The following is a 26323-nucleotide window of genomic DNA, read 5'->3' as shown; positions in this document are numbered from 1 at the left end:
GGGCCGGCTGTCAGAGCCGTCATCGTCGCCTGGCCAACCCTGAATTGGTCTAGTAGCGACCGGAGAGCAGTTCGCCGGCGCCGGGCGACGCGGCTTTCAATCCAAGCCTCGACATCAGTTGAAAACCCGTACAGACGGACGCGCTGACAACTGGAAGGCCCAATGCCTGCTGAAGCCTGTCAATTATGGGCAAGGACGGCATCTGCACACAGGCCGATGCGACAAACGCGTCGATGCACGTCGTGTCGACTTGCCTGTAGATATCGAGCAGTTTGTCCGGATCGTGCCTGCCGACCTCGATGTTGTCGGGGATTTCAAGCGCGATGAAGTCCTTCACCGCTATCCCCTCGTGCTCGATGTAGTCGACCACCAGTTGCGTGAGCGGCTTCATGTACGGGCATATGACTGAAATCTTCTTGGCTCCCAGGACCTTAAGGCCGTCGACGAGAGCGCCGGCACTGGTAACAACGGGAGCTGGCGCGCCGTTCTCCGCGGTACGCTGGTGCAGCCGGGCTTCCGAGGTGCGGTGATAACCCTTGCCCATGCTCATGATGGCGACCAGACAGGCGTAGCCGAGGACGTCGACGCGAGCATCCGAAAGTTCGGCCGCGCAGCGGTCGCTGTCGCGATCCATGGCCTCGAGCTCTTCCTTGACCACCTTTTTCATTCGCATTCGGCTGGAATGGAAAGTGAAGCGTTCTGGCAGGATTGTCTCGCGGCTACGGAAAATCGCCGGGATTTCCGTGGTGGTATTGGAGGAAGGCACGATCTGTCCGATCCGATAGGTCTTCGGCATCCTTATCCGTCCTCTGGCGTGTCGCTGCTGGTGACTATTCGGCCTATTCCTGATGACCGCGCTGCGATGCTGTTTCGGGCACGCTGGCATCATCGCCGTCGAACATCTGCGCCCTTTCGATCAGGGATATCGGCTCCAATCTGCGCCGGTTCACCTTCAGGTCGAAAACGTCGAACCGGTTGTAATGGCCGGCAATGTCATGCATCTGCTTCGGCTGGATGCAGCGTCCGAGATCAATCTCGGCATAGACGATGCCCTCTTCGTCGATCAGCGGCTTGCCAACCACCCGCCCGTCCGGACCGATCACGCCTGAGAAGGCGCTGGATTTGCGTTGCAAGCGCGCCCGTGCATCCGAAACGACGCTCTCCATCGCCGTTATGATCTCCTCCGAGACGGTCGAACACGAGACGATCGTGAAGAGCTTGCCTTCGAACGAGTGGGCCATGGCGCGCAGCTTTATGGCCTCAGCCATGTCGTAGTCGGGCGGCGCAACGGGCAGCGAAATGTAACTGGCGACATGAACCAGTTCGCCTTGAGCGAGAAGGGTGAAGCGCGCAAGGGTGTTTGTGTTCTCGCCGCAGGCAAGCACGCCAAGTGGCCCGATTGCAGTGTCGTAAACTCTCAGCCCGGCCCCATCACCGGGCGCCCAGGTCAGCTTCTCGGCCCAGGTTGGCATCAATTTGCGGTGCTTGCCGAGCAGGGATCCGTCGGGTCCTATGGTCAGAAGCGTGTTGTAGAGAGTACCAACAGACCTCAGGCTGCGCTCGTTGATCCCGATCACGACATGGATGCCGGCTTCGCGTGCCGCGCCGCGCAGGATGTCGACCTCCGGTCCGGGCTCGGTGATGGCGGCGCGCGCCAGTTTGTCGAACCAGGCTCCGCCCGTCACCGGATCGGTGATCCAGCTCCAGTACGGATAGCCCGGGATGAACACTTCCGGGAAGGCGATGATATCCGCCCCGTTGGCCCTTGCCTCGCGGATCAGCTCGACCGCCTTCTCCACCGTCGCTGGCGTATCGAGAAAGACGGGTGCCGCCTGCACCGCCGCGGCAACGAATTTCGGAAGCTTCAGCATGGCAACCTCCTGCTTGTGATCGACCGTCTAGGCGGGCGGTGGTGGGCTCGGCGGTGGCCATCGGATCGCCGGGCACCGAGGCCATCTGGATGACCGCCTTGAATTGCGCGTTCACGTGCTAGTCCGGTGTCGCGTCCACCACTGGGTGCCGCAGAGTGCCGATCCCTTCGACGCACGCTGTGACAACATCGCCCGGCCACATCCATTCTTGCGGGTCACGCCCGGCGCCAACGCCTTCCGGTGTGCCGCTGGCGATGATATCGCCGGGCTCCAGCGTGATCCCCGACGAGATGTCGGCGATCAGGTGGTCGACTTTGAACAGCATATGGCGCGTGTTGGACCGCTGTTTCTCAACCCCGTTCAGCGTCAGCCACAGGTCAAGCACCTGTGGGTCGGGGATCTCGTCGGCCGTGACGATGCATGGCCCAAACGGCGCGTAGGTGTCCTGTCCCTTGGAGAAGATCCATTGCCCGGCGCGCCGATTGTCGCGCGCCGAGATATCGATCATCACCGAATAGCCGAAGACGTGGTTCAGAGCATCTTGCTTGCGGACACGACGGGCGGTCGTGCCGATAATGACGGCGAGTTCCACCTCCCAGTCGAGCTGTTGCGTGATCTTCTTGTTGTGCTCGATGCCGTCGCCGGGCCCGATCACCGTGGTTGGCGGCTTGGAGAAGACGACCGGCTGCTTCGGCATATCTTTCGACGTGTCGAGCGCCTTGGCGCTCTCGGCGACATGCTCGACATAGTTCAGGCCGATGCCGAAGATGTTCTTGCGGGGCCGGGGAATGGGGGCGAGCAGCTTCACATTGCCCATTGCGGTGGCGCAGCCGGCGGGGAAGCGTCCGGCGCACTTGTCGAGGCAGTCGCGCAGCGTCTCCAATCCGGCGCGTCCAGCGTCGATCAGGCCGAGCATTGTGTCGGGCAGGAGCTTTCCTTGAGCCGCGGCGAGCGACCCGACGTCGACCACCAGGCCCTCGACCAGCACGCCGAGCCTTGCCGCCCCCTCGATCGAGGCGCGATAGGTTACAAGTTTCATGATCGTTCCTTCAGAGAAGCGGCTGCAGGCCGCCATTGTCGCCGAATGCCTGCTCCCGGTAGAGTCCGAGTGCCCGCATCACCGGCAGGTCGGACAGGCAGAAGAGGCAGGCGTCCTCACGATCCGAGCCGTTGACATGCTCGTGCCAGGCCCAGGACGGCACGCAAAAGATGTCGTGCTCTTGCCAGTCATAGCGCTGGCCATTGATGATCGAGTGACCGCCGCCCTTCGCCACATGGTAGAGACCGCTGCCGGTGTGCCGGTGCGCCTTGGTGTGCTCGCCGGGCCGCAGCATCTGCATCGACGCGCCGAGTGTCTGCATGACCGGGCCGTTCGTCACCGGGTTCACATACTCCATCAGCACACCGTCGAAGGGCGAGCCGTCGGTGCAACCGGCATATTTCAGCAGCGACTCGTAGGTCGGCGCCCACTCGTATTTGAACATCGGGCTGTAACCCTTGGTCCATGCCTCGCCTGTCGGCTTCAGTCCCGGATTTCCCCAGGTTTTGGTCATGTCGTCGACCGCGTAGCCGACGGACTGGCTCTGATCCGGATGCACCTCGTAGAAATTGGCTTCCATCGCGTTGACGAAGGGGATGTCCAGTCCGTCCTGCCAGATGCAGGGCGAACCGCTGGCCTCCACGCCATGCTCGTGCCAGGTGCCGTTGGGTGTCAGCACGAAGTCGTTCGCGCCGAGCGTCATCTTGTGTCCGTCCACCACCGTATAGGCGCCCGAGCCCTCGATGATGAAGCGGATCGCCGAGGCCGAATGGCGATGCGCCGATGCCACCTCGCCAGGGTTCATTACCTGAAGCCCGCCATAGATCCAGCCGACCGCCGCAGCCACGCCGGTCCGCCCCGGATTGTTCAGGTAGACCACACGCCGCCCGGCCTTTTCTGGTGTCACCAGTTCGACCGAGCGAAGGACATGCGCACGCAGGTCGCGATAGCGCCAGACGACAGGGACCGACTGCGACTTCGGTTCCCACGGCTCGATCTTGTTGGCGACGGTCCACAGCGCGCCTGCCTTATGGCGCTCGAGCTCCTCGTAATAGGCAAGCAACTCCGGCGTGTCCTCGACGTTTGCCCGCCCGACGACGTCTTCGCGATGGTTTTCGCGCTCCCGTGCCATGGGATCCTCCTGGTTGGGGCTGTTGGGCTAAGCATGACGCGACATATTTTCGATTGCAACACAAATTTTCGAAAATAATTGAAATTGCCGACAAGTCCATCTATGAGGTAAGGCTGTGCGGTGAGGAACACTTATGACGCTTGCCGAAAAAGCCTACGATGCGCTGCGCCACGACATCATTCGCGGCGAACTCCCCCCTGGCAGACCGTTGCGCCTTGCCGATCTCGGCGAGCGTTATGGCATGGGCTTCTCGCCGCTGCGCGAGGCGCTGAACCGCCTGCAGGCGGAGCGGCTGGTGACGGCAGAGTCGCTGCGCGGTTTCCGCGTGGCGCCGCTGTCGCTCGGTGAACTGCACGATGCCGTGTCGCTTCGCATCGTCATCGAAACGGAGGCACTCAAGGCTTCGATCAGCAAGGGCGACGACAGCTGGGCATCAGACATCGTCTCCGCACTCTATGCCCTGAACGTCCAGGCCGCGCGCACAGGCGCCGAGGCCGATATCTGGACGCTTGAAAAGCGGCATCACGCGTTCCATCGCGCCCTGCTGGCTGCCTGCAACTCGCCCTGGACGCTGGAATTCTTCGAACGCCTCTATGCTGCAACCGAGCGCTACCGCATTCCGGTTCTGCTCGCGTCGGCATTGCCGGTGGGACGTGATGTCCAGGCCGAGCACAGCGCGCTTGCGCAGGCCGCGCTCGACAGGGATGCCGAGAAGGCCTCGGCGCTGCTCAGCCAGCATTACCTTAGAACGGTGGAAGATCTGGCGGGGGCTATGAGTCCTGAGGAAGTGAAGCTGCGCGCCTCGTGATATGGAATACGCCACGCTAGGCGATTTGTGACAAAGCTCTCATGCGGATCGGCTCGCAGAAGGGGCTACATGCCGCCAAACCGCCGTCGACAAGGGCGAGAGCACGATAGCTTCAGCGTCGTGCGGGAGACGCACTGTTCGGCTTGGGCAACTTGGACGCACAATGGTCAGGGCAATCCCAAGCGCATTGCCGCAGCGCTTGCCTTGCCTGGCGGGACCGCAGTGCAGCCTCCGTGGATACCGGCGGCCGGATGGGGACCGTGCGCAGATCGATTGATCTCACCACAACCTGAGCGACGGCCTCGGCGCCTGGCGAAGGGATGGAGCCCTGAACGTCACATGCAGAGACACTCAAGGCCGTCGATGCGCGGTCGATTTCTGCAGGGCCTGTCGACCAAGGGCACAGGAACGGCGGCTTGACGTCCAGCACGAGGCGTGATTTATTTGGATGGACAGATAAAAAATTGAATAGCTGGAGGGGATACCGATGCAGACCCCGCGACTGTGGTGTTTTTCACTCGTCATGGCCGTCGCCATGACCTTCTCGGCGGCTGCCCAGGAAAGGGTGGTCAACATATACAACTGGTCCGATTACATCGATCCGAAGGTCCTGGACCAGTTTACGGCCGAGACGGGCATCAAGGTCGTCTATGACGTCTATGACGACAACAAGATCCTGGAGACCAAGCTCCTGGCTGGAAGGACCGGCTACGATATCGTCGTTCCCTCGGCCTATTTCCTTCAGCGCCAGATCCTGGCCGGCGTCTACCAGCCGCTGGACAGGTCGAAGCTCCCGAATGCGAAGAACCTCTGGCCCGAGCTTATGAAGCGGATGGAGCTTTACGATCCGGGCAACCGCTATGCCATCAACCTGATGTGGGGCACCACCGGCATCGGTGTGAACGTCGACAAGGTCAAGGCCGCGCTCGGAAGCGTTCCCAACAGCTGGAGCCTGGTATTTGATCCTGCGAACATGGCCAAGCTTCAGGGCTGTGGCGTCACGATGCTCGACGCGCCTGACGACGTACTGCCTGCGGCGTTGAACTACCTCGGTCTCGAACCGAACTCGAAGAATGCCGACGACCTGCAGAAAGCCGCCGACGTCGTCGCCAAAGTCCGCCCCTATATTCGCAACTTCACCTCGTCGGCCTACATCGAGGGCCTGGCGACGGGCGACCTTTGTGTCGCGATAGGCTGGTCCGGCGACATCCTGCAGGCGCGCGACCGTGCGCTGGAAGCGGCCAAGGGCCTCGGCACCAAGCCGATCAACATCGCCTACCTCCTGCCCAAGGAAGGCGGGCAGATCTGGTTCGACAGCGTTGCCATCCCGGCCGATGCGCCGCATCCCGACGAGGCGCATCAGTTCCTGAACTTCATCATGCGTCCTGAGATCGCGGCCCAGATCAGCAATTATGTTCGTTATGCCAGCGGCAACCTTGCGGCCAAGGACAAGATCGACCCAGCCATGGTCAACGACCCGACTGTCTATCCGAACGATCAGGCCATGGCTCGGCTCTACGCGATCACTATGTACGACAATGCGGTGACCCGCGCGATGACCCGCATGTGGACGCGCATTGCCACCCAGCAATGAGCAGCGTGTCAGTTGTTGAGCGGCTCGATCTGCGGCCTCGGCGTGAGCTGTTCGATGAATTCATGCGAGACCCCAGCGGCCCGCACTGTCCTGAACTGGCGCGCCTGCTGAAGGTGATGCGGTCGCGAACGACCATGCCATGGGTGGCGGCGATCGAGTGTCCGGCAGGCTATCGGCTCGTCGGATTGTCGGGCAGGGGACAGCCGCTGGAGTTCCTGTCCGACGAGACCTTTGCGTCGCCAAAAGAAGCCGAAACGGCAGCCTTCGCCATCCGCTGGCGACAATTGTTCGGACAAGCACCGCCGGACGCGGACTCACGCCACGGGACTGTACATCAAGCATGAAACGGCTTCTGGGCTATGCCAGCCAATGGTCGGTCAGATCCGGCGACACGGTCGACTTTTTCCTGTCCAGCGAACCGGAAGAGACCGTCTCGCTCGACATCGTGCGTGTCATCAACGGAGCGCCGGCAGCGCTTGAGCTGCGACCGATTCCCGGCGGCGAGCTAGGGTCACGGCCAGTAGCCAATCAGCCGATCCGGACGGGATCCTACCTGGCCTTGACCATGCAGGACGGGTCCGACCTGCATGGCGTGACCATGGCTTTCAGCGTCAAGCCGACACGCGATGCGCTGGCCTGCATCCTGGATACGGGCACGTTGCGTTTGTGGCGCGATGCGGATGGCAACTTGGCGCTCGAAGGCGCCGAGGGGCCGGATTGGGTCCCCTGCCTGCGAATGGGACGCGGTAAGTGGCACTCCGTTCGGATCGCGCTGGATGCGATCCAGCAATCGGCCGTCGTCACGGTGGAAACGGTGTCTGCCGGCCCGGTCTTTGCGATCACCGTGCCCGTGCCGGTTCGTCAGCAACGCGTTCATGTCCTGTCGCTCGGCGCAAAAGCAGACGGCAGCTCCGCGTTCGATGGGCTCGTCTCGGAATTCCGGCTGTGGGCGACCGATGAGGCGAGCCCGGATATTGCCCTCGACTTCTGCGACCGGCTCGACTGTGACCAACTCACCAACCGGGGCACCGCAAAGGTCGACGCCAGGTTGGTCAACGCGCCGACGCGCGGCGTGCCCGGTCGCAGTTGGGCGGGACAGGCGTTCTCGCCGGCGGAGGACCGGGCTCTCTATGACGCCGTTCATTTCCATAGCGACGACCTCGAGGATGCCCGATGGGAAGCCAGCGCAAGCTGGGTCATTCCGCCGGCTTTTGAAAGCGGCTCCTACGCGCTGCGCGCAAGAGGGGCGGCAGACACGACCTACATTCCCTTTTTCGTGGTTCCTGCTCGGGCGGCGCCATGCAAGCCAGTCGCCTTCCTCGCCTCCACGTTCACCTATCATGCCTATGCCAATCACCGGATCGCCCTTGAAAGCCCGGAATACGAAATATCGGAGCTGAGCGCCCTGCCGATCCTCGACGAGGAACTGCAGACCCTGCAGGACATGCCGGAACTCGGAGCCTCACATTATGACCGCCATGTGGACGGCCATCCAATTTATGTGACGACGCGCCTGCGGCCGATCCTCAACATGGCGCCCGACACCAGCAACTGGTCCTATAATGCCGACACCAGCGTCACGGCCTTCCTGCACGGCCACGAAATCGACCACGATATCGTGACCGACGACCTGCTTCATGATGAGGGGGTGTCGGCGCTGGAGGGGTGTCGCGTCCTCATCACCGGGACCCATCCGGAATATCTCTCTACGCGCGAGTGGGACGCCCTGGTCGCCTTCCTCGACCGTGGCGGCCGCCTCATCTATCTCGGCGGCAATGGCTTTTACTGGCGTGTGGCTATCGCACGCGACCGTCCCTGGCTGATGGAGCTTCGCCGGGCGGAATCGGGCGCGCGCTACAACGAGGCGGGACCCGCCGAATACCATATGCAGTTCAACGGCGAACGTGGCGGCCTCTGGCGTCGGCTCGGCAGACCGCCGCAAGCGCTGGTCGGGGTCGGCATGGTCGCCGACGGCTGGGACCGCGGCGCCGGCTACAGGCTTACCGATGCAGCGCGCGACCCGCGCGTGGCCTTCGCCTTTGAAGACGTTCATGGCGACGTCATCGGCGCGCCCTGCAGCGCGCATCCCGGTGCGGCCGGGCAGGAGGTCGACGCCGCCGACCTAGGGTTGGGCACGCCCGATCATGCTCTCGTGGTCGCATCGTCCACCATGCTGGGGGCCGGCTTCTATCTGGCACCGGAGGAAGTGGTATTCCTGCACTCAGCCACCACAGGCGACGTGAATGCGAGGGTCAGAGCAGACCTGACCTTTTTCGAAACACCGGCCGGGGGTGCTGTGTTCTCCACGGGTTCGATCGCCTGGGCAGCGGCGATGGCCGCCGATCAGGGGCGGACCGATGTCGGCCGATTGACTGAAAACGTTATCCGCCGCTTTGCTGATCCGAAGCCGTTCGCTTTCCCCCCGGCTTCAGGTCCGGGAGAAGACGGGCAAGCCCCTTGGTCATCCGCGACCTGGCGGCCTGGACCGACAATGCGCCCTGGCCAAGATGCATCTCCAACCAAAGAGCGTCGCACAGACCGCTGATCAGGCTTGCCTCGGTTGCGGCATCGGATGCGGTATGCCCGGTTGCCTGGCGCAATGCCTGGGTCAGCGCAACGAGATATTCTTTTTCCAGTTCGAGGCTTATCTCGCGGTAGCGTCGACGCGGCCCTGCCTCTCCCCAAAAGGCAAACCAGACCGACAGCTTGCTGCGCGAGCAGATCGCCTTGTCCAGCGGAGCCAACGCCAGCGCCCTTACGCGCTCCGCCGGATCGGCTTCTGAACGCAGCAAGGCGTGCTGCCAGGCCGCCCGGAACTCAGCGGCCAGTTTATCGATCACGCTCTCGAACAGGCTTTCCTTACTGTCGAAATGGAAGTTGACCAGACCATGGGAAAGGCCGGCGTGCCGGGCGATGTCGTAAACGGTGCAGGCCGCAAATCCACGCTCTGCGATTGCTTCCAGGGCAGCATCGATCAACTGACGGCGGCGCTCGGCGCGCTGTTCTTCGCGCCGAGGCGTGTCGGGGACGGCACGGACGCGATGCGCGGGTCGCCGCCCTTCCTTGGAATCTTCCTTCTTCGACATGGAACTGGACTAGGCAAGCGCAAGGGCACCGTCAAGCGAGCTGTCGAACCGGTGTCACCGGCTAAGCATCCGCCGCGTCCGCCCCAATTTATCGCGAACGCCATCCAAGGGCAGTGCGCTTTGAAAGGTCATGCAGTTTTGCTGCGCTTGCGAAAAGGCGAGATCAAGCTGTCGGCGCGGGCTTTGGCCATACGGCAGACAGGGCCGGCGCTAAGCTCCCGCCACGGTCCTTAGGCGAAGGAGTAAGGCCGATTGACAACGATCCTACTAGAAGGTAGGCATGCTGCATGAGCAATCTCGTCATGACGTCCGATCAGATTTTGGCGTCCGCGCGGAACTTCATTGTTTCGGGCGGCTACAACGGATTCAGCTATGCTGATATCGCTGACGAGGTGGGAATTCGAAAGGCGAGTATCCACCATCATTTCCCCAGCAAAGTCGACCTTGTTCGCACGCTTGTGGCGCGCCATCGCGAGCGTACCGAGGTCAGCATGGCAGATCTGGAAAGTAAACTCCCTGACCCGCTTGCACTGCTTCAAACCTATGCTGGCTACTGGGCAAAATGCATTGAAGACGCGAGCATCCCGTTTTGCGTCTGCGCGCTGCTTGCCAGCGAACTCCCGGCACTCCCGCCTGAGGTTGCCGTCGAGGTGCGGGCCTACTTTCGGTTTCTGTCGTCCTGGTTGACCAAGGTCATGGAGCGGGGCGCTGAACAGGGCGTTCTCAAATTCGTCGGCTCTGCGGATCTGGAGGCAGAGACTTTCATGGCGACTGTCCATGGCGCGATGTTGTCGGCGCGTGCCTATGGCAGCCCTACCATCTTTGGCGCGATCCTGACGCCGACCTTGCAGCGCTTATCGGCGAAGGTTCACTAACAAGCTATCTGCGCGGCATGGCGGCGAGCCGCCGCAACCAAATTCGCATCTCACAGGGACCGTTGAGACCTCCAGTGCATCGGTGCTGAAAGTAGCAACTTAGGGTCGGCCATTTCGTATGGCCAATACCGTTCACGATCTCCACCACCGCTTGGTTGATCGGTAGTGCCGAGCCAAGAAACTGGTTGACGTCACAATATCTACCTTCTAGTAGGTAGGCGACAATATCAAGCGCGAAGGAGATTCAAAAATGCTTGCTAAGACGACTGAAGCCAACCTGGTCAAATCCTCAACCGCCTGGCTCAAAAGCTACTATTTCACACGCTTTGCCGTTTCGACCGCCTGGGTCCTCTTGGCCTTCACAGTAGCCAAGACAATGCCTCCCCTGGCAGCCGTCATGCTGGTCGCCTATCCGGCTTGGGATGCGCTGGCCAACTTCATCGACGCCCAGCGCACCGGCGGCTTGAACCGCAACAAGACGCAGTTGCTGAACTTCGTCATCAGCATCATCACCACCGTGGCAGTCGCCATTGCTCTCGGCAAAGATATGAACACAGTGCTCGCCGTCTTCGGCGTCTGGGCGGTCCTGTCGGGCCTTTTTCAGCTTGCAACCGCGGTCAGGCGCTGGAAGTCCGGCGCGCAGTGGGCAATGGTGTTGAGCGGCGCTCAGTCGGCACTGGCAGGCATTTTCTTTGTGAAGATGGCGGGCAGTGCGGCGACGATCGACATCACCAACATCGCGCCCTATGCGGCCTTCGGCGCCTTCTACTTCCTCGTTTCCGCTGTCTGGTTGACGGTAAGTGATGCGCGGCGCAAGTCGGCCCAAGCGGCTGGCTGAATAGCGTCAAACGCCCCTATCCTCCAAGCCCCTCAATCGAAGCGCTGCCCTGCAAGGTCGGCGCTCGCATGATGCGGCGGCGTGTAATGCCTTGTTTTGATGGAAACCGCGATCACTCGCTCATATTCTGAAGCGCATCATGTTTGATTATTTCGACGCAGCGCAGGCTGATCAAGCGGATGATACCCTTTTCCTTCAGCCTGGTGAATATTCTTGAGACCGTCTCTATGGTGAGGCCGAGATAGTCGCCAATGTCGACGCGCGACATCGGCAGCTCGACCTGCCGAAGCCCGCCTTGGCGCTCTGCCATATCGACCAGGAACGCCGCGACGCGCTCAATGGCGTTCTGGCGGCCGAGGACCAGCAGGTGCTCCTGTGCCCTGGTCAGCCCCTTGAGCGCCAACGGCAGCAATTGATGAGACATGTCAGCCCCGGCGGCAATACGGAAGACCCGGACCCCGGTCGCGTTGATTGCTTCGGCGAAGAAATGATGCGTCGTGTCTGCTTCGAAGCCAAATGTCTCTCCCGCAAGGTGGAAGGCGCTTATCTGCCGGCGACCATCGGCGAGCAGGCGGTACACACGAACGGCCCCAAACTCGATTTGGTAGAAAGCTCCGGCCTTCTCGCCCTGGGCATAGATTTCCGCACCGGCGGGAAAGAAGCTGAGCGGCTGCAGCGGTGCCGTGTCGAATGCCGCTGGCAGGCTCGGCTGAGCAAAATGCGACGGCAGCGAAATTTTGGAGGTCGTGTAGGCGTGCATGGCTGTTTCCCGGTTGATCCGTGTCACAGCAATCGCTCGAATCCGCGCCGCGCGAAATTCGGTTATGTCCCTACGGGATACTACCTAGACTCCCCAGTGGTGACGATTTCGACAGCGTTGTCAGCCGGGAATTTTCGGCACGATTGGCCATAGCCAGCGAACTCATTGTGATCCAGGCGTTCGGCCTTCGGCACCTGATGCAAACGCGTTTTGCGGTGGATCAAAGCTCGCACTGTTCGTCGCCACTATGAATGGCGCAAACGACCGCCCTCCATACGCCCGGTTGACGGCCACCTCGCTGCAAACTGGTCCGGCAGTCATGAACCGAATGGCGCACGAATGCGTTGGTTGTCCATTCGCGGCGACTCGATGGACGGCGGCGCATGTCGCGATCCGACGGCATTGGCAAATGGGGACTATGGGAGCCAGACATGACCGAGCACACGACGACAGCAACCCCCGGCAGGCGGCTGTCCGAACGCCAGCTGCACGACATCAATGCATACTGGCGCGCCGCCAACTATCTGACGATCGGGCAGATCTACCTGCTCGACAATCCGCTGCTCCGGGAGCCTTTGCGGCTGGAACACGTGAAGCCGCGTCTGCTTGGCCACTGGGGAACATCGCCGGGCCTGAGTTTCATCTATGCCCATCTCAACCGCGCCATCCGGCTGAGGGATGCAAACATGATCTACGTCTGCGGGCCGGGCCATGGCGGTCCGGCGATGGTCGCCAATGCCTATCTCGAAGGCACTTATAGCGAGCTTAGTCCGGACATATCCCTGGACGAACAAGGCATGCGCAAACTGTTCCGGCAGTTCTCCTTTCCGGGCGGAATTCCAAGCCATGCCGCGCCCGATGTGCCGGGCTCGATCCACGAGGGTGGCGAATTGGGCTACGCGCTTTCTCATGCCTTTGGCGCAGCCTTCGACAATCCGGACCTTGTCATTGCCTGCGTTGTCGGCGACGGTGAAGCGGAGACCGGGCCATTGGCTGCCGCGTGGCATTCAAACAAGTTTCTCAACCCGGCGCGTGACGGGGCAGTGCTGCCGATCCTGCATCTGAATGGCTACAAGATCGCCAATCCCACAATCCTTGCCCGCATTCCCGAAGAGGAACTGCGCGCGCTGTTCACCGGCTATGGCTATGATCCACTTTTCGTCGAGGGCGATGACCCGACGTTGATGCACGAGCGGATGGCAACAGTGCTCGACGATGCGCTGGACCGCATCGAAGTGATCCAGAAAGGTGCGCGCGGCGAATCTGCCGACGCGGGGTTGCGGCCGAAGTGGCCCATGATCGTGCTGCGAAGCCCGAAGGGCTGGACCGGTCCAAAGGAAGTCGACGGGCTGAAGACCGAAGGCTTCTGGCGTGCGCACCAGGTCCCGTTGTCTGGCCTTGCGGAAAATCCGGCGCATCTGACGATGCTCGAGGAGTGGCTGAAAGGCTACCGGCCGGATGAGTTGTTCGATGCCGCTGGTGCCCCTGTCGAGGCGATCCGTGCCACCACGCCGCAAGCCGCGCGGCGCATGAGCGCCAATCCGCATGCCAATGGCGGCCTGCTTCGCCGGACCCTCGATTTGCCCGGGCCGTGGGACCATGCAGTGGCCGTCGCTCGGCCCGGCGCGGAGAAGGCCGAGTCAACACGTGTAATGGGCAGTTTCCTTCGGGCTGTGATGGAACTGAACGAGGCCGCGAAGAACTTCCGCATCGTCGGTCCTGACGAGACGGCCTCGAACCGGCTTCAGGACGTGTTCGAAGCCACCGAGCGCGCCTGGATGGAAAAGATCCTGCCCGAAGACGTTCATCTCGGCCGCGACGGCAGGGTCATGGAAATCCTCTCCGAGCACACCTGCCAGGGCTGGCTCGAAGGCTATCTTTTGACCGGGCGGCATGGCCTGTTTTCCTGTTACGAGGCGTTTATCCACATCGTCGATTCCATGTTCAACCAGCATGCGAAATGGCTGGATGCCTGCCGTGACATCCCGTGGCGGCGGCCGGTCGCCTCGCTGAACTATCTGCTGTCGAGCCATGTCTGGCACCAGGAGCACAATGGCTTCAGCCATCAGGATCCCGGCTTCATCGATGTCGCCCTCAACAAGAAGGCCGACATCGTGCGCGTCTATCTGCCGCCGGATGCCAACACCTTGCTTTGCGTGACCGATCACGTGCTGCAGACATGGAACCGGATCAACGTCATCGTCGCCGGCAAGCCGCCTTCATGGCAGTGGTTATCGATGGACAAGGCCATCGTCCATTGCCGGGCAGGGATCGGCATATGGGACTGGGCATCGACCGAGAACGGCGACGAGCCAGACGTCGTGATGGCGTGCGCCGGCGACGTTCCGACCCTCGAAACGCTGGCGGCGGTGCAGATCCTGCGGCATCACGTTCCTGAGCTCAGGATCAGGGTGGTCAACGTCGTGGACCTGATGACCCTGCAGCCCAAGGAATATCATCCACACGGCCTGTCGGACCGCGATTTTGATGCATTGTTCACCACCGGCAAGCCTGTCATCTTCGCCTATCACGGCTACCCGTGGACCATCCACCGGCTGACCTATCGGCGCACCAATCACGACAACATCCATGTCCGCGGTTACAATGAGGAAGGCACGACCACCACGCCCTTCGACATGACAGTCCTGAACGGCCTCGACCGGTTTCACCTCGTGCAAAGCGTGCTTGACTGGGTTCCGCAGCTCAGGAGCGTGCAGGTTGGCCTGAAGCAGGCAATGGAGAGCAAGCTGCTCGAGCATCGAGCCTATATCCGGGCTCATGGCCAGGACATGCCGGAAATACTCGGCTGGAAGTGGGATCAGGATCCCGGTGCGGCGTCGACCGGTCGCCGCTGAGGACGAACGCATGACAGACGCTATCCTGGTCATCAATGGCGGCTCCTCCAGCCTGAAGTTCGCCGTCTTCGAGGAACGCGACGTGCTTCCCCTGCTGTTGCGCGGCAACGTCTCGTCGCTGGCGGGGCACCCGCGGCTGCGTGTCGAGGCCACTGCGGGTGAGCCGACGACAGACAAAAGCCTGGACGACGGACCGATCGACATCGGCAACGCATTCGCGGCCGTCGCCTCTGTGCTTGCCGATCACGACCTCCTGCGCCGCATCGGCAGGGTCGGGCACAGGATCGTCCATGGTGGCCGCAATTTCACTGGAGCGACGCTGCTCGACGGGCCCACGCTCGACGCACTGCGCCTGCTCGAGCCGCTCGCGCCAATCCATCAAAGGATCAACCTCGAGCTTGTCGCCCTGGCCGCTGAGTTCCTGCCGCAAGCCCTCCAGGTCGGATGCTTCGACACGGCATTCCATTCGGCCCGGCCGGAGGTCGCCAAAATCTACGGCCTGCCGCGCGCGATGACCGAGACGGGTATCGTTTCCTATGGCTTTCACGGCCTGTCCTACAGCCATATCGCATCAGAGCTGCGCGACCGCTACGGCGCGCGGGCTGGAGGCCGAGCGATCGTTGCCCATCTGGGCAGTGGTGCCAGCCTCTGCGCCATGGACTCCGGACGAAGTATCGCCACGACGATGGGGTTTTCGACGCTGGACGGCCTGGTGATGAGCACGCGTTGCGGTGCCCTGGACCCAGGGATAATCCTCCATTTGCTGGAGGACGGTAAGCTGTCGCCCAACGAACTGGTCACGCTTCTCTATGAGCAATCCGGCCTGCTCGGAGTGTCGGGGATATCCGGAGACATGCGCACGCTGATCGGTTCCGAGGATCCTGCCGCCGCCGAGGCGATCGATCTCTTCGTCTATCGAATCGGGCGCGAGATCGGGTCGCTGGCGGCTGCCCTCGGAGGTCTGGATACGCTGGTGTTCACGGCCGGCATCGGCGAGAACGCGCCGTTGGTCCGGGAGAAGATCGGTGCCGCGGCCGGTTGGCTCGGCGTCGGCATCGACAATGAGTTGAACCGGAGAGGCGAGGGCGTGATCAGCCTCGCCGATTCCAGCGTCAACGTGCTTGTCATTCCCACGGATGAAGAGAGGGCAGTCGCCAGTGATGTACAGGCTGCATCCCAGGCGACATCGCTGCGCGGGACCTGACGGCTGGACCTCCCGTGCCGGACAAATGACTTGGCCCGCTCGCCCGGCTCGCGCATTTTATTCGAGCCACGCGCCCCGTCCCTCCAGGCACCTTGTCTCTAAGGCCGTTCGACCCTTGCCACCTGATAGGTGTGCATGGTGCCGTTGCGTTCGATGGACACGTATTCGCCGGTGACGAAGCGTTCGTCGCCGAGATGGAAGCCGATCTCGTCGTCGCGGTCGCCTACTGCATAGTCGAAGTACCACTGTCCGCCGGGCTTGCGCCGCAGAAGGCCGACCAAGTCTTCTTCGTCAGCACGAAAACGGCGAACGCGGCAGGAACCCCGGTGTGATTTCCACTCGTCGGCGTCGATCCGTCCGTCGCGTTCCGGCAAGCGCCGAGCTCGCCAGCAAGCCGCGCCCGCCGAATTGAGCCGCCAATGCGGCGCTGGCGGTCGAGACCACCGCAAAGAGCAGGGCAAAGAGCAGCAATGGACCAAGTTCGAATGGATTGCGCGTCAGCCCACCACCTTTTTGATCCCCGCCGACGCGCACCAACAGAAATGCGCCGCAGGCCGCGAAGGCGAATGCCGCGGCAATCGCGGGAATGCCGGCTGGGACGAATACGCTTGGTTGGATGATCAAAACCACCACGCAAACGCGCAGCGATGAGACCATCGCTGCCAGCGAAGCTGCCCCTGCCAGCGGTAGCGGATTGCTCGACGACGTCGCGTTGCGGGCAAGTGCCACGGTCACGGCTGTGGAGGAGACGATTGCACCGACGAGCGAGCTGACGAGCAGACCCCGCGTGGTTCCAAGAACGCGAACGGCGACATAGCCAGCGAACGATATCGACGCCATCAGCACCGTAAGGAACCAGACCTCCCAAGGATTGAACCCGCCCCATGGGTCCATGGTCCGGTTTGGCAGCAAGGGCAGGACAATCGCGGTCATTACCGCCAGGATCAACGCTGAACGAAGCTCGATCCAGGTCAGTCGTCGCAATAGGCCGTGCAGGACCTCGCGACTGGCAAGTACCGCCGCGAGCGCGGCCCCTCCAGCGCAAGCAACCCGATAGTCGCCGGCTACACAAAGGGCGCCAAGCGCGAACACGCCCAGGCCGGCCATGACCGAGGTGACGCTGAAATCCTGGTCATGAGCAGCTTCTCGCGCCTTGTACCACGCGAAGATCGCGGCAAAGGCGATAAACCCCCCGACCAGCACCGAAACCGCGTCAAGGGCTTCGGCCAGCGCTGCCAGAATGCCACCGAGCAGGCCGGATATGCCGAAGGTTCGAATACCGGCCGTACGGCTGCGATCTGGTGCATCCCGCTCCCGCCAGCCACGCTCCAGTCCGACGAGCAGGCCGATTGCCAAGGCGAGTCCGAGCCGGGGGATGAGCGGATCCATGGGAGGCAGTTTACTCGCCCGCTTCCCTGCCCGACACCTGCTGAATCAGAATTCGGAAGAACACAGGTGACGCGCTGTCTGAAACGGGAGGTATTGCCGGCTTGAGGGCACCGGGCTCCCACCAGTCCGCGTGCTTGCTGAGCACCGACCATGCATGATCGCGCTCGACCTTGTGGCCGATCTGATCCGGCAATTCCTCATAGCGGCCGTCGACCACCACGCTTCTCCATCCTCGCCCTTTGCCGCGTTCATCGACCTCAACGCACACCAGTGGGTTGCCGCGCATCCACTCGATCTTCTTGCCTGGCATCGAAAACGCGTAAAGGTGATTGTCTGAATGGGCATAGTGTATCGGCACGACGTAAGGCTGGCCGTCCTTCGCGCATGCCAAACGACCGATCCGGTTGGCGGTCAGCAATTTCGTACATTCCAAGGCAGAAAGGCTACGGATCAGCATCGGTGCGATCTCCTACTTTTTCGAGGTGGCCCCGTGACGCTGCCGCTCAGTCTCGTTTGTACGGCGGCCGGCGGGCTTCTTGAGATTCTTGCGTTGGCCGGTCGCTTGCCGCAGGGCAGCTTCGTCCATTGCAGCGACAACAGAGCTGTCGGAAAGCTGAGGGAACGACAAGTAGTGGTAGCCCAGTGCGCCGAACCGCGCTGGTTGACTAAGGCAAACCACCCGGTCGGCTTCGCCAGCCAATTCCGATATCGTATCGCGCGGTGAAACAGGAACTGCTACGACGACCTCCTTGGGGGCTCGTTTTCTCAGGGCACGAATGGCAACCTTGATCGTCGTTCCTGTTGCCGCGCCGTCATCGACGATGATCGCCGTCTTCCCCGCGATCGATAAGGGTGGATGCTTGGCCCGATAGGCGAGCCGGCGACGTTCAAGCTCGGGTCGTTCCTGCGCGATCAAGGCGCGAAGTGCGTCATCATCGAGCGAGTAGGCTTCGACAATCTCCCGGTTCAGCACGATGTCCGGAGGATCGCCGTCCACGATTGCGGCAATGGCCAGTTCAGGATTTCCCGGCGCGCCTACCTTGCGCACGATAATCAGATCAAGCGGTGCCTTCAGAGCTTTGGCCACTTCGGCGGCGACCGGAACACCGCCACGCGGCAACGCGAGCACGACGGGCTGGCGCAATTGAAGCTTGCCCAGTTCTATGCCGAGCTTCTTTCCAGCCTCTTTGCGGTCGCGGAACATCATCAGTCCGCCGGCCAGAGTTGATGAAGTGACTTCCTCATCGAATTCCTCACCTGGGTGATCTCGCCATGCGAAATATGACGATCGAGGAGCTTGAAAACTGCACCGATCGCAGTGTCGAAATCGACTTCGTCATCGTAGCCGAAACCGCTTCTGACATCGATGATGAAGTCTCGCTTCGTTCGCTTGCAGGCAGGTGCTTTCGTTGGCTGCCAACCCTCGAAATAGATGCCGCGAACCAAGGCAGGGAGCTGCGCTGCGAGGTCGGCAGTTTCCGCAGGCGACAACCAGTCTCGCAGCGTGTGCAGAACAGATTTCAGCAGCCGGTACGCGCTCGGCTCGCTCCAGCAGAGGTCCCTGGCGAGTTCGTTGACCCACTGCTGAGCCTGTTGCGCGGCATGGGAAAAGCCAGAAAATGATGTGTGAGACATTTGGGTCATATCAATTGCTCGCTCATGTCTGGCTTGATCTTCCAATCCCGGGAGTGCGTGAGCATTGCGCCGGATCAGTTTCCTGCATCCGACCCACAGCCGACGATGCCCGATCGGTTGGTCTGCATGCGCCGTCAGTCGGCCCGGATCGTATCGTCCAATGTTGCCAGAACCGATCCGGGTTCGATCATGGCATTCACGGGGGCCATGATCGTCGCGCGACCGCTTGCCGGCGACACGATCTCATGCAGTGCGTCTTCAATTCGAACCTCGGCTATTTTATCGCCAGCCTTGATCGTGGTGCCGCTGGCAACGAACCATCGTTCCACAATGCCCTCGGGAAGCATGCTGGACGCCCACAGCGCTTCATCGACCTTGATTTCGTGCATCGCGTTTCTCCTTATGAGCCAGGAAAAGTAGCCCAGCCGCCAAGATGGACATTGATCGCGATCAAAAGGGGCGGTTCGGCAGACGCAGGGCAGCCAGCTCGAGGCTGCATTCGGGTGTCGAAAACTGATTCAAATCAAGGCGAGGTATGCCATCTCGCGCATCCTAGGGGGATGTGGAAGCCGATCCTAAGCGCTCCGTTCGACAGCGATCTCGAACTGGCCGTCCTCGACGAGGATGGCGAGCATGCGCTTGTATTTCCCTGCATGAAGACGCGGAAAGGATGGAAGAACGCCGCGACCGGCGCCTATCTCGACATCCACCCGACCCATTGGCGCGACTGGGTGCCGGACAAGACACCCGCAGATATCGGCAACGCCTTCTCTCGGTCGCCCTAGTGCTTGGGATCCACGATGAGTGCCATGCGAACCAGATGCGACAGGCTGCTCGCGGCCATCTTGCTCATGACATTGGCGCGATGGATTTCGACAGTGCGCGGGCTGATCCCCAGATCATAGGCGATTGTCTTGTTCGGCAGACCCGACACAAGTCCATCCAGCACCTGCCGCTCCCGATCCGATAGTGTAGACAGACGCCCGCGGATTTCCGCGGATTTCGGGTGCGTTGCATCTATCCGATTGCGATTGGCCAACGCTGAGCGGATCGCGTCGATCAGCATCTCGTCGTCGAACGGCTTTTCGATGAAATCAGCAGCGCCTTCCTTCATCGCCTGGACGGCGAGCGCGACATCGGCATGGCCCGTCATGACGATAACCGGAAGCCTATGTCCGCGAGTCCGAAGTTGTCGCAGGAACTCGATGCCGTCGATACCCGGCATGCGCACATCGGTCACGATACAGCCATCAATATTGTCTGCCGTCGCGGCCAGAAAGGCTGTCGCGGATTCATGCAGGCGCACGGCAAAGTCGGCTGTGGCGAGAAGAAACCCAAGCGACTTGCGGACGTCGACGTCGTCGTCGACCACATGCACAAGATCATTGCCGGCCATTGGCGACCTCTTCCTTCTCAACGATGCGCAATGTGAACCGGAATGCTGTTCCTCCGGCGGGCATTGGCTCGGCCCAGATGTGGCCGCCATGCGACTCGACGATGGTACGGCAAATGGAGAGTCCGACGCCCATCCCTTGCTTCTTGGTGGTGACGAAGGGCTGGAAAAGTTGGGCCGAGACTTCTGGCGCAAGGCCGGTGCCTGTATCCGTCACGCTTACCTCGGCCATCCCATCCTCCCGTGCGACGGTCGTCACGTGCAACTCGCGGCGCGGGACGCCTTGCATGGCTTCCACCGCGTTGCGCATGAGGTTGAGCAAAACCTGCTGAATCTGGATGCGGTCGGTCAACACCAGCTCGGCGGCGGGATCAAGCTCATAGCTGACGCGGACATCGATCTCCCTTGCGCCGACCAGGGCGAGCGACGAAGCTTCCTCGATCAGCGCCGGCAGTCGTTCGACCTGACGCTCGCTTTCGCCCCGCGCAACAAAGTCCCTTAGGTGACGAATGACGTTTCCTGCCCGCAGGGCCTGCTCGGCCGCCTTTTCCACGGCATCGCGCAGCATAGGCGCATTTTCTTCCTTGCTGTTCTCGAGAAGCCGGCGGCTGCCCTTCAGGTAATTGGTAATGGCGGTGAGCGGCTGGTTGATCTCATGTGCCAATGTCGATGCCATCTCGCCGAGCGCGGTAAATCGCGCCATGTGGAGAAGCTCCTGCTGCTGCTCCTGAATTCTTGCTTCCGCCCGATGGCGCTCGGTCAGGTCGCGGCAAAAGCCGGTGAAGAAGCGTCCCGTTCCCGGGTGCATCTCGCCGACGGAAAGCTCCATGGGGAAGGTCGAACCGTCCTTGCGCATTCCCGTGACCGTGCGGCCCAGTCCGATGATCCGGCGCTCGCCGGTGGTCAGGTAGCGAAGCAGATAGGCGTCATGCTCATTGCGATAGGGAGAGGGCATCAGCATATTGACGTTCTGACCAATAACTTCGCCCGACTGGTAGGCAAACAGGGTTTCGGCAGCGGTGCTGAAGGATTGGATCAAGCCCTGTTCATCAATGACGACCATTGCATCGGGCACTGTCGCCAGAATCGAACGCAAATGATCTTCGCGCAAAAGAAGAGCTGCGTTTGCGAAGGAAAGCTCGCTAACATCGGTGCCTTCGACGAAGATAGCCGTAATGCGGCCATCGTCGGCCTTGATGGGCTGATAGACGAAATCAAGAATGCGCTCTTCGGCAGGTTCATCATCCTTGCGAAGCGCGACCTTCACCGCCCGTCCCCTGTACGGCTCACCCGTTTCATACACCTGGTCCAGTAGTTCGTAGAAGCCTTGGCCTTCGAGCTCGGGAAGGGCCTCCCGCACGGACTTTCCAATCACTTGCCTGTGGCCGATCAGCCTTTGGTAGGCAGTATTGGTCAGTTCGAAGACATGATTTGGCTCACTCATGAGAGCCATGAAGCTCGGAGCTTGTTCGAACATTTGCGACAAGACTGATTTAAGCGTCGTCGCGCCGACCGACAAAATAAGCGCTTCGTCTTGGCTCACCTGGGATTCCTGGGTTCGATACGCCTGCAAGAAGGCTAACTATCACTTCTCTCCGTACAGACAAAACGGATCGAGGCCGAGGGTTTTCGCACAAATGCAATTGGCGGGTTCTTTGACGCGCATCAAGGCGTCGAGCGCCGATGGGTGCATTCATCATCGTATTCCACCGGTCCAGCGAAAGGCCTCCATCATGTCCTACAAGTCAATCATCGTGAACCTTGCCGTGGATGCACCTCCGGCGGCCATGGTGAAATTGGGGATCGAGTTCGCGGAGCGATTTGGCGCCCGTCTTATCGGTCTGGCGGCAGCGGATGTCCCGCCCCTGGTCGCGACCGGCGACGGCATGGTCTACGAAGGGGAGATCATGCAGATCCAGCGCACGGAAATCGAAAAACGGCTTGCCGAACTGCGAGCCGAATTCGAGAGATTGGTTCCGGCTTCAATCTTCAGCGAATGGGCGCAAGCCGTTTGCAGTCCAACCCGCTTCCTGAGCGTTTCGGCCCGAGCCGCCGATCTCATCGTTACTGGCAGCGGGAAAGGGGAAAATGTCTTTCGCGCTGTGGACGTCGGCAGCCTGGTGCTTGGTAATGGCCGGCCGGTCCTGGTCACCGCAAACGATGTCCAACACGTCCTTGCAAAAACCGTTCTTGTTGCCTGGAAAGACACCAGGGAGGCGCGACGGGCGATAGCAGACGCATTGCCTTTCCTGGCCACAGCCAACGAGGTTGTCATCGCCACAATCGATACCGGCCGCGACGAGAGCATTCGCGACAGCCTCGCCGATGTCGCGGTTTTTCTCGAACATCACGGCATCATGGCACGAACCGAACTGATCGCCGGCGAAGCCGATGGCGACCGGTTGCTGACATTTGCACGGTCGATCCATGCGGACCTGATCGTCTCCGGCGCCTATGGCCATAGCCGGTTGAGGGAATGGGCGTTCGGCGGCGTCACCCGCTCGCTGATCGAGGAAAGCGGCATCAACCGCTTGATGTCCTATTGAACGCGCGTCGCGTCGGCATCTTCAAGTCGCCACACTCAGTCACAAGCTGGAACGATGGCCGAGCGTGCCTCGCGCTATTGACCGAGATCAATGTGGTGCTCGCCAACATGGCGATTATGGCTGGGAAAGATGGCTGAGAAATAGGAGTGACCGACGTGACCTTTCTCGACTACCTGATTTCAGTGGACGCAAGGACAGCCCTGATGGGCCGTATGATGCGGAAGCTCGGCGTCGACAGACAATTGAAGATCGTCGCGGACCACGCAGCCGTTACAAATCGGGCGGTGGACCGCTGCCGCTCCTGCGGACACCAGGATGAATGCTCGAACTGGCTCGACGAACACCGGCAAGCGGATGATCCGCCGGATTACTGCCGTAACCGCGACCTGATCGCACGACTGCAGCATGCGGCCGGCGCGCGATAGTGCTTTCAGCGCCAGACACGGGCTGATGCGTATGTAGTGTCCTATAGCTTGCTTGCAGCAACGAGGTCTGCGAATGCCGTTCGACGTTTGGGGTTGACGAGAGTCAACGCGTCAAACCGAGTTCTTCTGTGATACATTTGCATCCACGGGACCAGGCAGTTTTGGACACTCTGTTTTTCCTAGAAGCATTTCTGCTCTTTATCGCGCCCGGGCCAACCAACGCTCTTCTGATGGCGGGGGCGGTCAAGCGAGAGAAGGCAATTAAACTCCTGGTCGCACAGGCCTGCGGCTACGGGATCGCAGCGGCCTGCTGGCTTTTGCTGCGACCCTTGCTGCCGTCCGGCGCCATCCAGGTGCTCAAGCTGGTCGCAGCTGTATGGCTCGTAATTCTTGGCCTGCGTCTGATAGGCACCGACCGGATCGACGCATCCGACGACGGCGATAGCCTTTCGGTTCTGGCAACCACTGCACTCAACCCGAAAGCCTTTATCTATTGTCTGGCAATCGTGCCGGTAGACGCGGGGCAGTACGAACTGGGCTTTTTCTGGATCGTGCTCCTGGTGACTACGGCTGCCACCGGGTCGATGTGGTTCTTGCTCGGCAGGCGGCTGAACGGAGGCAAGAAAGTAGCAGACAGAGTCGCGGGCGCGGCGCTTGTTCTATTCGCCCTGTTGCTGCTTCGACCATTGATAGCGGTAGGCTTGATTTAGGGTCAACGCGGACATTTCACAATTCGAATGTCGGGTCGTGCAATGCGGAGTCCGCGGATTCTTTAGTGCTGAACTAGAGCAATTACAGGAAAAGTGTGAAACGGTTTTCCGTCCGGAATTGCGTCAAAACAAAGAGATAGAGCGGTTCTGCGGTTCCGTGAAACGATGAACCGCTCTAAGAGACGAGCACGACCGACAGCGGCCCCGGGCAGAAAAGCCCATCCTTCACTGCCTTTACGCCGGCGATGTTTTCGGCGGCGACAATGGCCGCCTGGCGCTCGCGTTCGTCGAAGATGGCGCCGCTCAGCTCCACCACCCCGTTGTCCACGGTCACGTCGATCATGCCCTTGCCGGCCCATTTTTGCGTCGCAAGCTCGGCGATGATGTCCTGGCGGATCCGTTCGTCGTCCCTGGCTGCCGAAGGGGCCACCGACAGGACGGTGAGCAGCGCACGCAGGATGTCGGAACGGGTGATGATGCCAACGACTTTCCCATCGTCGACAACCGGAATGCGTTTCACGCGATGGCACGTCATGAGCTCGACGATCTCGGGCAGCGATACGCCCGGCGATGCCGTGACGACATCCGTCGTCATCACCTCCTCGATACGGCGTCCGTTGGCTTGAACGTATTCGTCCGCGGCTCTTCCGGGGCTCACAAGAAACTCCAGCCAGCGTGAGCGTTTGCGGTTGGTGCCGAGTTCTCCCCGGCGCAGGAAATCGCCCTCGCTGACAATGCCCACAGCGTGCCGTCGCTGCGAATGACGGGAAGGCCACTGAACTTCTTGGAGAGCATCAACCCTGCTGCATCGGAGATCGATGCTGTTGGGTCTATTCCGATGACCGGAGCGGTCATTATGGCTTCGGCTTGCATGTCTGCCTCCTCCAATATCTATCGCATCATTATCGGGGCCTTGTGTGAGGCATGCCTTGATCTGCGTCATCTCCGGCGTCGAGGACGTCAATTTGACTTGTCGTCCCGGTCGATGAGTATCCGTTCCGCCGCACCGTCGAGGTCCTCGTATTGACCGCTCCTCAAGGCCCACAGGAAGCCGGCCAGCCCGAGCGCGCCGAGGAACAAAGCCACAGGTATGAGATAGACGAGCGTCGTCATGAGGATCGTGCCAGTGCACCAAAGCCGGCGCGCCTGTCGGCCGCGGTGCTTCTTGCTGGTGCGTGCGGCCCAAAGCGCTGCAGCCGTAGCGCGTTGCCAATAACCAGCAACGAGGAGGCGGACATGGCGATCGCCGCAATCAATGGCGTGACCTGTCCCAGGATCGCGATCGGCACGGCGACGGCATTGTAGACGATCGCGATCGCGATGTTCTGGCGTATCAGCCGCCCGGCTTTCCGCGAGACGTCCAGCGCAAGAGGTACGGCCACAAGGCTTTCGCGCAGGAATACGAAGTCCGCCGCGTTGCGGCCAATGTCGGCTGCGGTGGCCGGTGCGATCGAGACATGCGCCGCGCTCAGCGCAGGCGTGTCGTTGAGGCCGTCGCCAACCATCAGCACTTTGTGTCCGTCTTTCGCGAGGGTCTCGATGCATTCGACCTTGCCGGACGGCAGCAGGCACGGAACGAAGTCGGCGACACCCAGTGTTTTCGAGACTTCGGCGCAGGCGCCTGCGGTATCGCCAGACAGCATTTGCACCGACACCCCGACATCGTTCAAACGCTCGACTGCCGCCCTGGCGTCGGCACGCAGCGCATCCTCGAAATCGAAGGTGGCGACGATGATGCCGTCTTTCGTCAGGACCGTTCCGCCATAGCCATGCTTTCCTTCGCCGCCGGTCCGGGCCTTCCATCCGGCCCATCCGCGTCGGCCCAGCCGCCAGATAGCTCCCGCGTCGGCAGCTTCGATCCCAAACCCTGGATGCTCGGTGACGGCATCGAATTTTTGTTGCCTGCCAGGAGAGGCAAATCCGGCGATGGCCTTCGAAAACGGATGACGCGAATGCACGGCCATGTCTCCGGCGATTGCCAGCATGGCCGGGTCGATCGACGACGCATTGACGAGTCGGGGCTGTCCAAGCGTGAGCGTTCCGGTCTTGTCGAACACCGCTGTATCGATCGTCGCCAGGCGCTCCATGGCCGAACCGTCCTTGACCATGATGCCGTTCTCGAACAGGCGCCGCGCGGCGACCACCTGAACGATCGGCACGGCA

The 26323-nt window shown here is 61.3% G+C and carries 29 protein-coding genes and 1 pseudogene; 12 read left to right on the top strand and 18 right to left on the bottom strand.

Features of this window, described 5'->3' with window-relative positions:
* Nucleotides 1–49: 49 nt before the first annotated feature.
* The 4 genes from AC0ZT5_RS28440 to AC0ZT5_RS28425 all read right to left on the bottom strand — a co-directional run bounded on the left by AC0ZT5_RS28440 (nt 50) and on the right by AC0ZT5_RS28425 (nt 4042).
* On the bottom strand, nt 50–796 hold the full coding sequence (locus AC0ZT5_RS28440) for a maleate cis-trans isomerase family protein (protein ID WP_488499125.1): 747 nt from the start codon (nt 794–796) through the stop codon (nt 50–52).
* Nucleotides 797–839: 43 nt separating this feature from the next.
* Nucleotides 840–1871: a carbon-nitrogen hydrolase family protein gene (locus tag AC0ZT5_RS28435; protein WP_488499124.1), complete on the bottom strand. Its 1032-nt coding sequence runs from the start codon at nt 1869–1871 to the stop codon at nt 840–842.
* Between the two features lie 118 nt (nt 1872–1989).
* On the bottom strand, nt 1990–2910 hold the full coding sequence (locus AC0ZT5_RS28430) for a fumarylacetoacetate hydrolase family protein (protein ID WP_488499123.1): 921 nt from the start codon (nt 2908–2910) through the stop codon (nt 1990–1992).
* 10 nt (nt 2911–2920) lie between these two features.
* A complete protein-coding gene (locus AC0ZT5_RS28425; protein ID WP_488499122.1) occupies nt 2921–4042 on the bottom strand; it encodes a cupin domain-containing protein in 1122 nt (373 codons plus the stop codon).
* Nucleotides 4043–4175: 133 nt separating this feature from the next.
* Between AC0ZT5_RS28425 and AC0ZT5_RS28420 the strand changes: the two genes are divergently transcribed.
* The 4 genes and pseudogenes from AC0ZT5_RS28420 to AC0ZT5_RS28405 form a co-directional block, all read left to right on the top strand.
* The gene (locus AC0ZT5_RS28420) at nt 4176–4850 is read left to right on the top strand and encodes a GntR family transcriptional regulator (RefSeq protein ID WP_488499121.1); all 675 of its coding nucleotides are present in this window, start codon (nt 4176–4178) and stop codon (nt 4848–4850) included.
* Between the two features lie 487 nt (nt 4851–5337).
* A complete protein-coding gene (locus AC0ZT5_RS28415) occupies nt 5338–6444 on the top strand; it encodes a polyamine ABC transporter substrate-binding protein (protein WP_488499120.1) in 1107 nt (368 codons plus the stop codon).
* Nucleotides 6417–6788, top strand: coding sequence for a N,N-dimethylformamidase alpha subunit family protein (locus AC0ZT5_RS28410; RefSeq protein ID WP_488499119.1), 372 nt, complete (start codon nt 6417–6419; stop codon nt 6786–6788). The genes AC0ZT5_RS28415 and AC0ZT5_RS28410 overlap by 28 nt, the downstream gene beginning before the upstream one ends.
* Nucleotides 6785–8770: pseudogene (locus AC0ZT5_RS28405) on the top strand (N,N-dimethylformamidase beta subunit family domain-containing protein); the annotation flags it as partial. The gene AC0ZT5_RS28410 and the pseudogene AC0ZT5_RS28405, both read left to right, overlap by 4 nt.
* A 55-nt stretch (nt 8771–8825) precedes the next feature.
* Here the strand turns inward: AC0ZT5_RS28405 and AC0ZT5_RS28400 are convergent.
* The gene (locus tag AC0ZT5_RS28400; protein WP_488499118.1) at nt 8826–9530 is read right to left on the bottom strand and encodes a TetR/AcrR family transcriptional regulator; all 705 of its coding nucleotides are present in this window, start codon (nt 9528–9530) and stop codon (nt 8826–8828) included.
* Between the two features lie 287 nt (nt 9531–9817).
* Between AC0ZT5_RS28400 and AC0ZT5_RS28395 the strand changes: the two genes are divergently transcribed.
* The gene (locus tag AC0ZT5_RS28395; protein WP_488499117.1) at nt 9818–10405 is read left to right on the top strand and encodes a TetR/AcrR family transcriptional regulator; all 588 of its coding nucleotides are present in this window, start codon (nt 9818–9820) and stop codon (nt 10403–10405) included.
* A 250-nt stretch (nt 10406–10655) separates the two neighbouring features.
* Nucleotides 10656–11243, top strand: coding sequence for a DUF308 domain-containing protein (locus AC0ZT5_RS28390; protein WP_488499116.1), 588 nt, complete (start codon nt 10656–10658; stop codon nt 11241–11243).
* 112 nt (nt 11244–11355) lie between these two features.
* Here AC0ZT5_RS28390 and AC0ZT5_RS28385 read toward each other — a convergent pair whose 3' ends face one another.
* Nucleotides 11356–12003: a helix-turn-helix domain-containing protein gene (locus AC0ZT5_RS28385; protein WP_488499115.1), complete on the bottom strand. Its 648-nt coding sequence runs from the start codon at nt 12001–12003 to the stop codon at nt 11356–11358.
* A 431-nt stretch (nt 12004–12434) separates the two neighbouring features.
* On the opposite strand from AC0ZT5_RS28385, the gene AC0ZT5_RS28380 reads away from it, so the two are divergent.
* The gene (locus AC0ZT5_RS28380; protein WP_488499114.1) at nt 12435–14858 is read left to right on the top strand and encodes a phosphoketolase family protein; all 2424 of its coding nucleotides are present in this window, start codon (nt 12435–12437) and stop codon (nt 14856–14858) included.
* Nucleotides 14859–14868: 10 nt separating this feature from the next.
* On the top strand, nt 14869–16062 hold the full coding sequence (locus AC0ZT5_RS28375; RefSeq protein WP_488499113.1) for an acetate/propionate family kinase: 1194 nt from the start codon (nt 14869–14871) through the stop codon (nt 16060–16062).
* 98 nt (nt 16063–16160) lie between these two features.
* On the opposite strand, the gene AC0ZT5_RS28370 is transcribed toward AC0ZT5_RS28375, so the two are convergent.
* The 6 genes from AC0ZT5_RS28370 to AC0ZT5_RS28345 all read right to left on the bottom strand — a co-directional run bounded on the left by AC0ZT5_RS28370 (nt 16161) and on the right by AC0ZT5_RS28345 (nt 19475).
* Nucleotides 16161–16343: a hypothetical protein gene (locus AC0ZT5_RS28370; protein ID WP_488499112.1), complete on the bottom strand. Its 183-nt coding sequence runs from the start codon at nt 16341–16343 to the stop codon at nt 16161–16163.
* A gap of 10 nt (nt 16344–16353) precedes the next feature.
* Nucleotides 16354–17451 carry an MgtC/SapB family protein gene (locus AC0ZT5_RS28365; protein ID WP_488499111.1) on the bottom strand — a complete coding sequence of 366 codons (1098 nt, stop codon included), beginning with the start codon at nt 17449–17451 and terminating at the stop codon, nt 16354–16356.
* Nucleotides 17452–17461: 10 nt separating this feature from the next.
* Complete coding sequence (locus AC0ZT5_RS28360; protein ID WP_477288364.1) at nt 17462–17908, bottom strand: pyridoxamine 5'-phosphate oxidase family protein; 447 nt, start codon at nt 17906–17908, stop codon at nt 17462–17464.
* A 12-nt stretch (nt 17909–17920) separates the two neighbouring features.
* Complete coding sequence (locus AC0ZT5_RS28355) at nt 17921–18655, bottom strand: phosphoribosyltransferase (protein ID WP_488499192.1); 735 nt, start codon at nt 18653–18655, stop codon at nt 17921–17923.
* 2 nt (nt 18656–18657) lie between these two features.
* Nucleotides 18658–19095: a DUF2267 domain-containing protein gene (locus tag AC0ZT5_RS28350; RefSeq protein ID WP_477225690.1), complete on the bottom strand. Its 438-nt coding sequence runs from the start codon at nt 19093–19095 to the stop codon at nt 18658–18660.
* Nucleotides 19096–19220: 125 nt separating this feature from the next.
* On the bottom strand, nt 19221–19475 hold the full coding sequence (locus tag AC0ZT5_RS28345; RefSeq protein ID WP_477288368.1) for a lipoyl domain-containing protein: 255 nt from the start codon (nt 19473–19475) through the stop codon (nt 19221–19223).
* A gap of 171 nt (nt 19476–19646) precedes the next feature.
* Between AC0ZT5_RS28345 and AC0ZT5_RS28340 the strand changes: the two genes are divergently transcribed.
* Entirely contained in the window at nt 19647–19871 is a 225-nt protein-coding gene (locus AC0ZT5_RS28340) for a hypothetical protein (protein ID WP_477288370.1), read from the top strand.
* On the opposite strand, the gene fixJ is transcribed toward AC0ZT5_RS28340, so the two are convergent.
* Entirely contained in the window at nt 19868–20482 is a 615-nt protein-coding gene (gene fixJ, locus AC0ZT5_RS28335) for a response regulator FixJ (RefSeq protein WP_477288372.1), read from the bottom strand. The genes AC0ZT5_RS28340 and fixJ overlap by 4 nt on opposite strands.
* Nucleotides 20469–22022, bottom strand: coding sequence for a PAS domain S-box protein (locus AC0ZT5_RS28330; RefSeq protein WP_477288374.1), 1554 nt, complete (start codon nt 22020–22022; stop codon nt 20469–20471). Before AC0ZT5_RS28330 ends, fixJ begins: the two co-directional genes overlap by 14 nt.
* A gap of 190 nt (nt 22023–22212) precedes the next feature.
* On the opposite strand from AC0ZT5_RS28330, the gene AC0ZT5_RS28325 reads away from it, so the two are divergent.
* The 3 genes from AC0ZT5_RS28325 (at nt 22213) to AC0ZT5_RS28315 (ending at nt 24160) form a co-directional block, all read left to right on the top strand.
* Nucleotides 22213–23025, top strand: a complete 813-nt coding sequence (locus AC0ZT5_RS28325) for a universal stress protein (protein ID WP_488499191.1) — start codon at nt 22213–22215, stop codon at nt 23023–23025.
* 155 nt (nt 23026–23180) lie between these two features.
* The gene (locus AC0ZT5_RS28320) at nt 23181–23450 is read left to right on the top strand and encodes a DUF6455 family protein (RefSeq protein ID WP_488499110.1); all 270 of its coding nucleotides are present in this window, start codon (nt 23181–23183) and stop codon (nt 23448–23450) included.
* 161 nt (nt 23451–23611) lie between these two features.
* Complete coding sequence (locus AC0ZT5_RS28315; RefSeq protein WP_488499109.1) at nt 23612–24160, top strand: hypothetical protein; 549 nt, start codon at nt 23612–23614, stop codon at nt 24158–24160.
* A gap of 175 nt (nt 24161–24335) precedes the next feature.
* Here the strand turns inward: AC0ZT5_RS28315 and AC0ZT5_RS28310 are convergent, their stop codons facing one another.
* The 4 genes from AC0ZT5_RS28310 to AC0ZT5_RS28295 all read right to left on the bottom strand — a co-directional run.
* A complete protein-coding gene (locus AC0ZT5_RS28310) occupies nt 24336–24902 on the bottom strand; it encodes a CBS domain-containing protein (protein WP_488499108.1) in 567 nt (188 codons plus the stop codon).
* Entirely contained in the window at nt 24815–25015 is a 201-nt protein-coding gene (locus AC0ZT5_RS28305) for a CBS domain-containing protein (RefSeq protein WP_488499190.1), read from the bottom strand. Before AC0ZT5_RS28305 ends, AC0ZT5_RS28310 begins: the two co-directional genes overlap by 88 nt.
* Before the next feature lie 105 nt (nt 25016–25120).
* A complete protein-coding gene (gene ccoS / locus AC0ZT5_RS28300; protein ID WP_457153287.1) occupies nt 25121–25273 on the bottom strand; it encodes a cbb3-type cytochrome oxidase assembly protein CcoS in 153 nt (50 codons plus the stop codon).
* On the bottom strand, nt 25270–26323 hold a 1054-nt coding region (locus AC0ZT5_RS28295; protein WP_488499107.1), incomplete at its 5' end, for an HAD-IC family P-type ATPase. The genes ccoS and AC0ZT5_RS28295, both read right to left, overlap by 4 nt.

Source organism: Mesorhizobium sp. CNPSo 4670 (assembly GCF_057784235.1).
Note: the sequence above shows the minus strand (reverse complement) of the source record. Positions and strands in the feature narration are given on the sequence as shown.

Bases quoted from the DNA above. Each gene is read 5' to 3' on its own strand.
- AC0ZT5_RS28325 (WP_488499191.1), top strand. From the start codon at position 22,213: ATGTCCTACAAGTCAATCATCGTGAACCTTGCCGTGGATGCACCTCCG.
- AC0ZT5_RS28420 (WP_488499121.1), top strand. From the start codon at position 4,176: ATGACGCTTGCCGAAAAAGCCTACGATGCGCTGCGCCACGACATCATT.
- AC0ZT5_RS28435 (WP_488499124.1), bottom strand. From the start codon at position 1,871: ATGCTGAAGCTTCCGAAATTCGTTGCCGCGGCGGTGCAGGCGGCACCC.
- AC0ZT5_RS28430 (WP_488499123.1), bottom strand. From the start codon at position 2,910: ATGAAACTTGTAACCTATCGCGCCTCGATCGAGGGGGCGGCAAGGCTC.
- AC0ZT5_RS28375 (WP_488499113.1), top strand. From the start codon at position 14,869: ATGACAGACGCTATCCTGGTCATCAATGGCGGCTCCTCCAGCCTGAAG.
- AC0ZT5_RS28385 (WP_488499115.1), bottom strand. From the start codon at position 12,003: ATGCACGCCTACACGACCTCCAAAATTTCGCTGCCGTCGCATTTTGCT.
- AC0ZT5_RS28425 (WP_488499122.1), bottom strand. From the start codon at position 4,042: ATGGCACGGGAGCGCGAAAACCATCGCGAAGACGTCGTCGGGCGGGCA.
- AC0ZT5_RS28345 (WP_477288368.1), bottom strand. From the start codon at position 19,475: ATGCACGAAATCAAGGTCGATGAAGCGCTGTGGGCGTCCAGCATGCTT.
- AC0ZT5_RS28355 (WP_488499192.1), bottom strand. From the start codon at position 18,655: ATGTTCCGCGACCGCAAAGAGGCTGGAAAGAAGCTCGGCATAGAACTG.
- AC0ZT5_RS28440 (WP_488499125.1), bottom strand. From the start codon at position 796: ATGCCGAAGACCTATCGGATCGGACAGATCGTGCCTTCCTCCAATACC.
- AC0ZT5_RS28340 (WP_477288370.1), top strand. From the start codon at position 19,647: ATGTGGAAGCCGATCCTAAGCGCTCCGTTCGACAGCGATCTCGAACTG.
- ccoS (WP_457153287.1), bottom strand. From the start codon at position 25,273: ATGACGACGCTCGTCTATCTCATACCTGTGGCTTTGTTCCTCGGCGCG.
- AC0ZT5_RS28395 (WP_488499117.1), top strand. From the start codon at position 9,818: ATGAGCAATCTCGTCATGACGTCCGATCAGATTTTGGCGTCCGCGCGG.
- AC0ZT5_RS28350 (WP_477225690.1), bottom strand. From the start codon at position 19,095: ATGACCCAAATGTCTCACACATCATTTTCTGGCTTTTCCCATGCCGCG.
- AC0ZT5_RS28305 (WP_488499190.1), bottom strand. From the start codon at position 25,015: ATGACCGCTCCGGTCATCGGAATAGACCCAACAGCATCGATCTCCGAT.
- fixJ (WP_477288372.1), bottom strand. From the start codon at position 20,482: ATGGCCGGCAATGATCTTGTGCATGTGGTCGACGACGACGTCGACGTC.
- AC0ZT5_RS28380 (WP_488499114.1), top strand. From the start codon at position 12,435: ATGACCGAGCACACGACGACAGCAACCCCCGGCAGGCGGCTGTCCGAA.
- AC0ZT5_RS28400 (WP_488499118.1), bottom strand. From the start codon at position 9,530: ATGTCGAAGAAGGAAGATTCCAAGGAAGGGCGGCGACCCGCGCATCGC.
- AC0ZT5_RS28390 (WP_488499116.1), top strand. From the start codon at position 10,656: ATGCTTGCTAAGACGACTGAAGCCAACCTGGTCAAATCCTCAACCGCC.
- AC0ZT5_RS28415 (WP_488499120.1), top strand. From the start codon at position 5,338: ATGCAGACCCCGCGACTGTGGTGTTTTTCACTCGTCATGGCCGTCGCC.
- AC0ZT5_RS28360 (WP_477288364.1), bottom strand. From the start codon at position 17,908: ATGCTGATCCGTAGCCTTTCTGCCTTGGAATGTACGAAATTGCTGACC.
- AC0ZT5_RS28365 (WP_488499111.1), bottom strand. From the start codon at position 17,451: ATGGATCCGCTCATCCCCCGGCTCGGACTCGCCTTGGCAATCGGCCTG.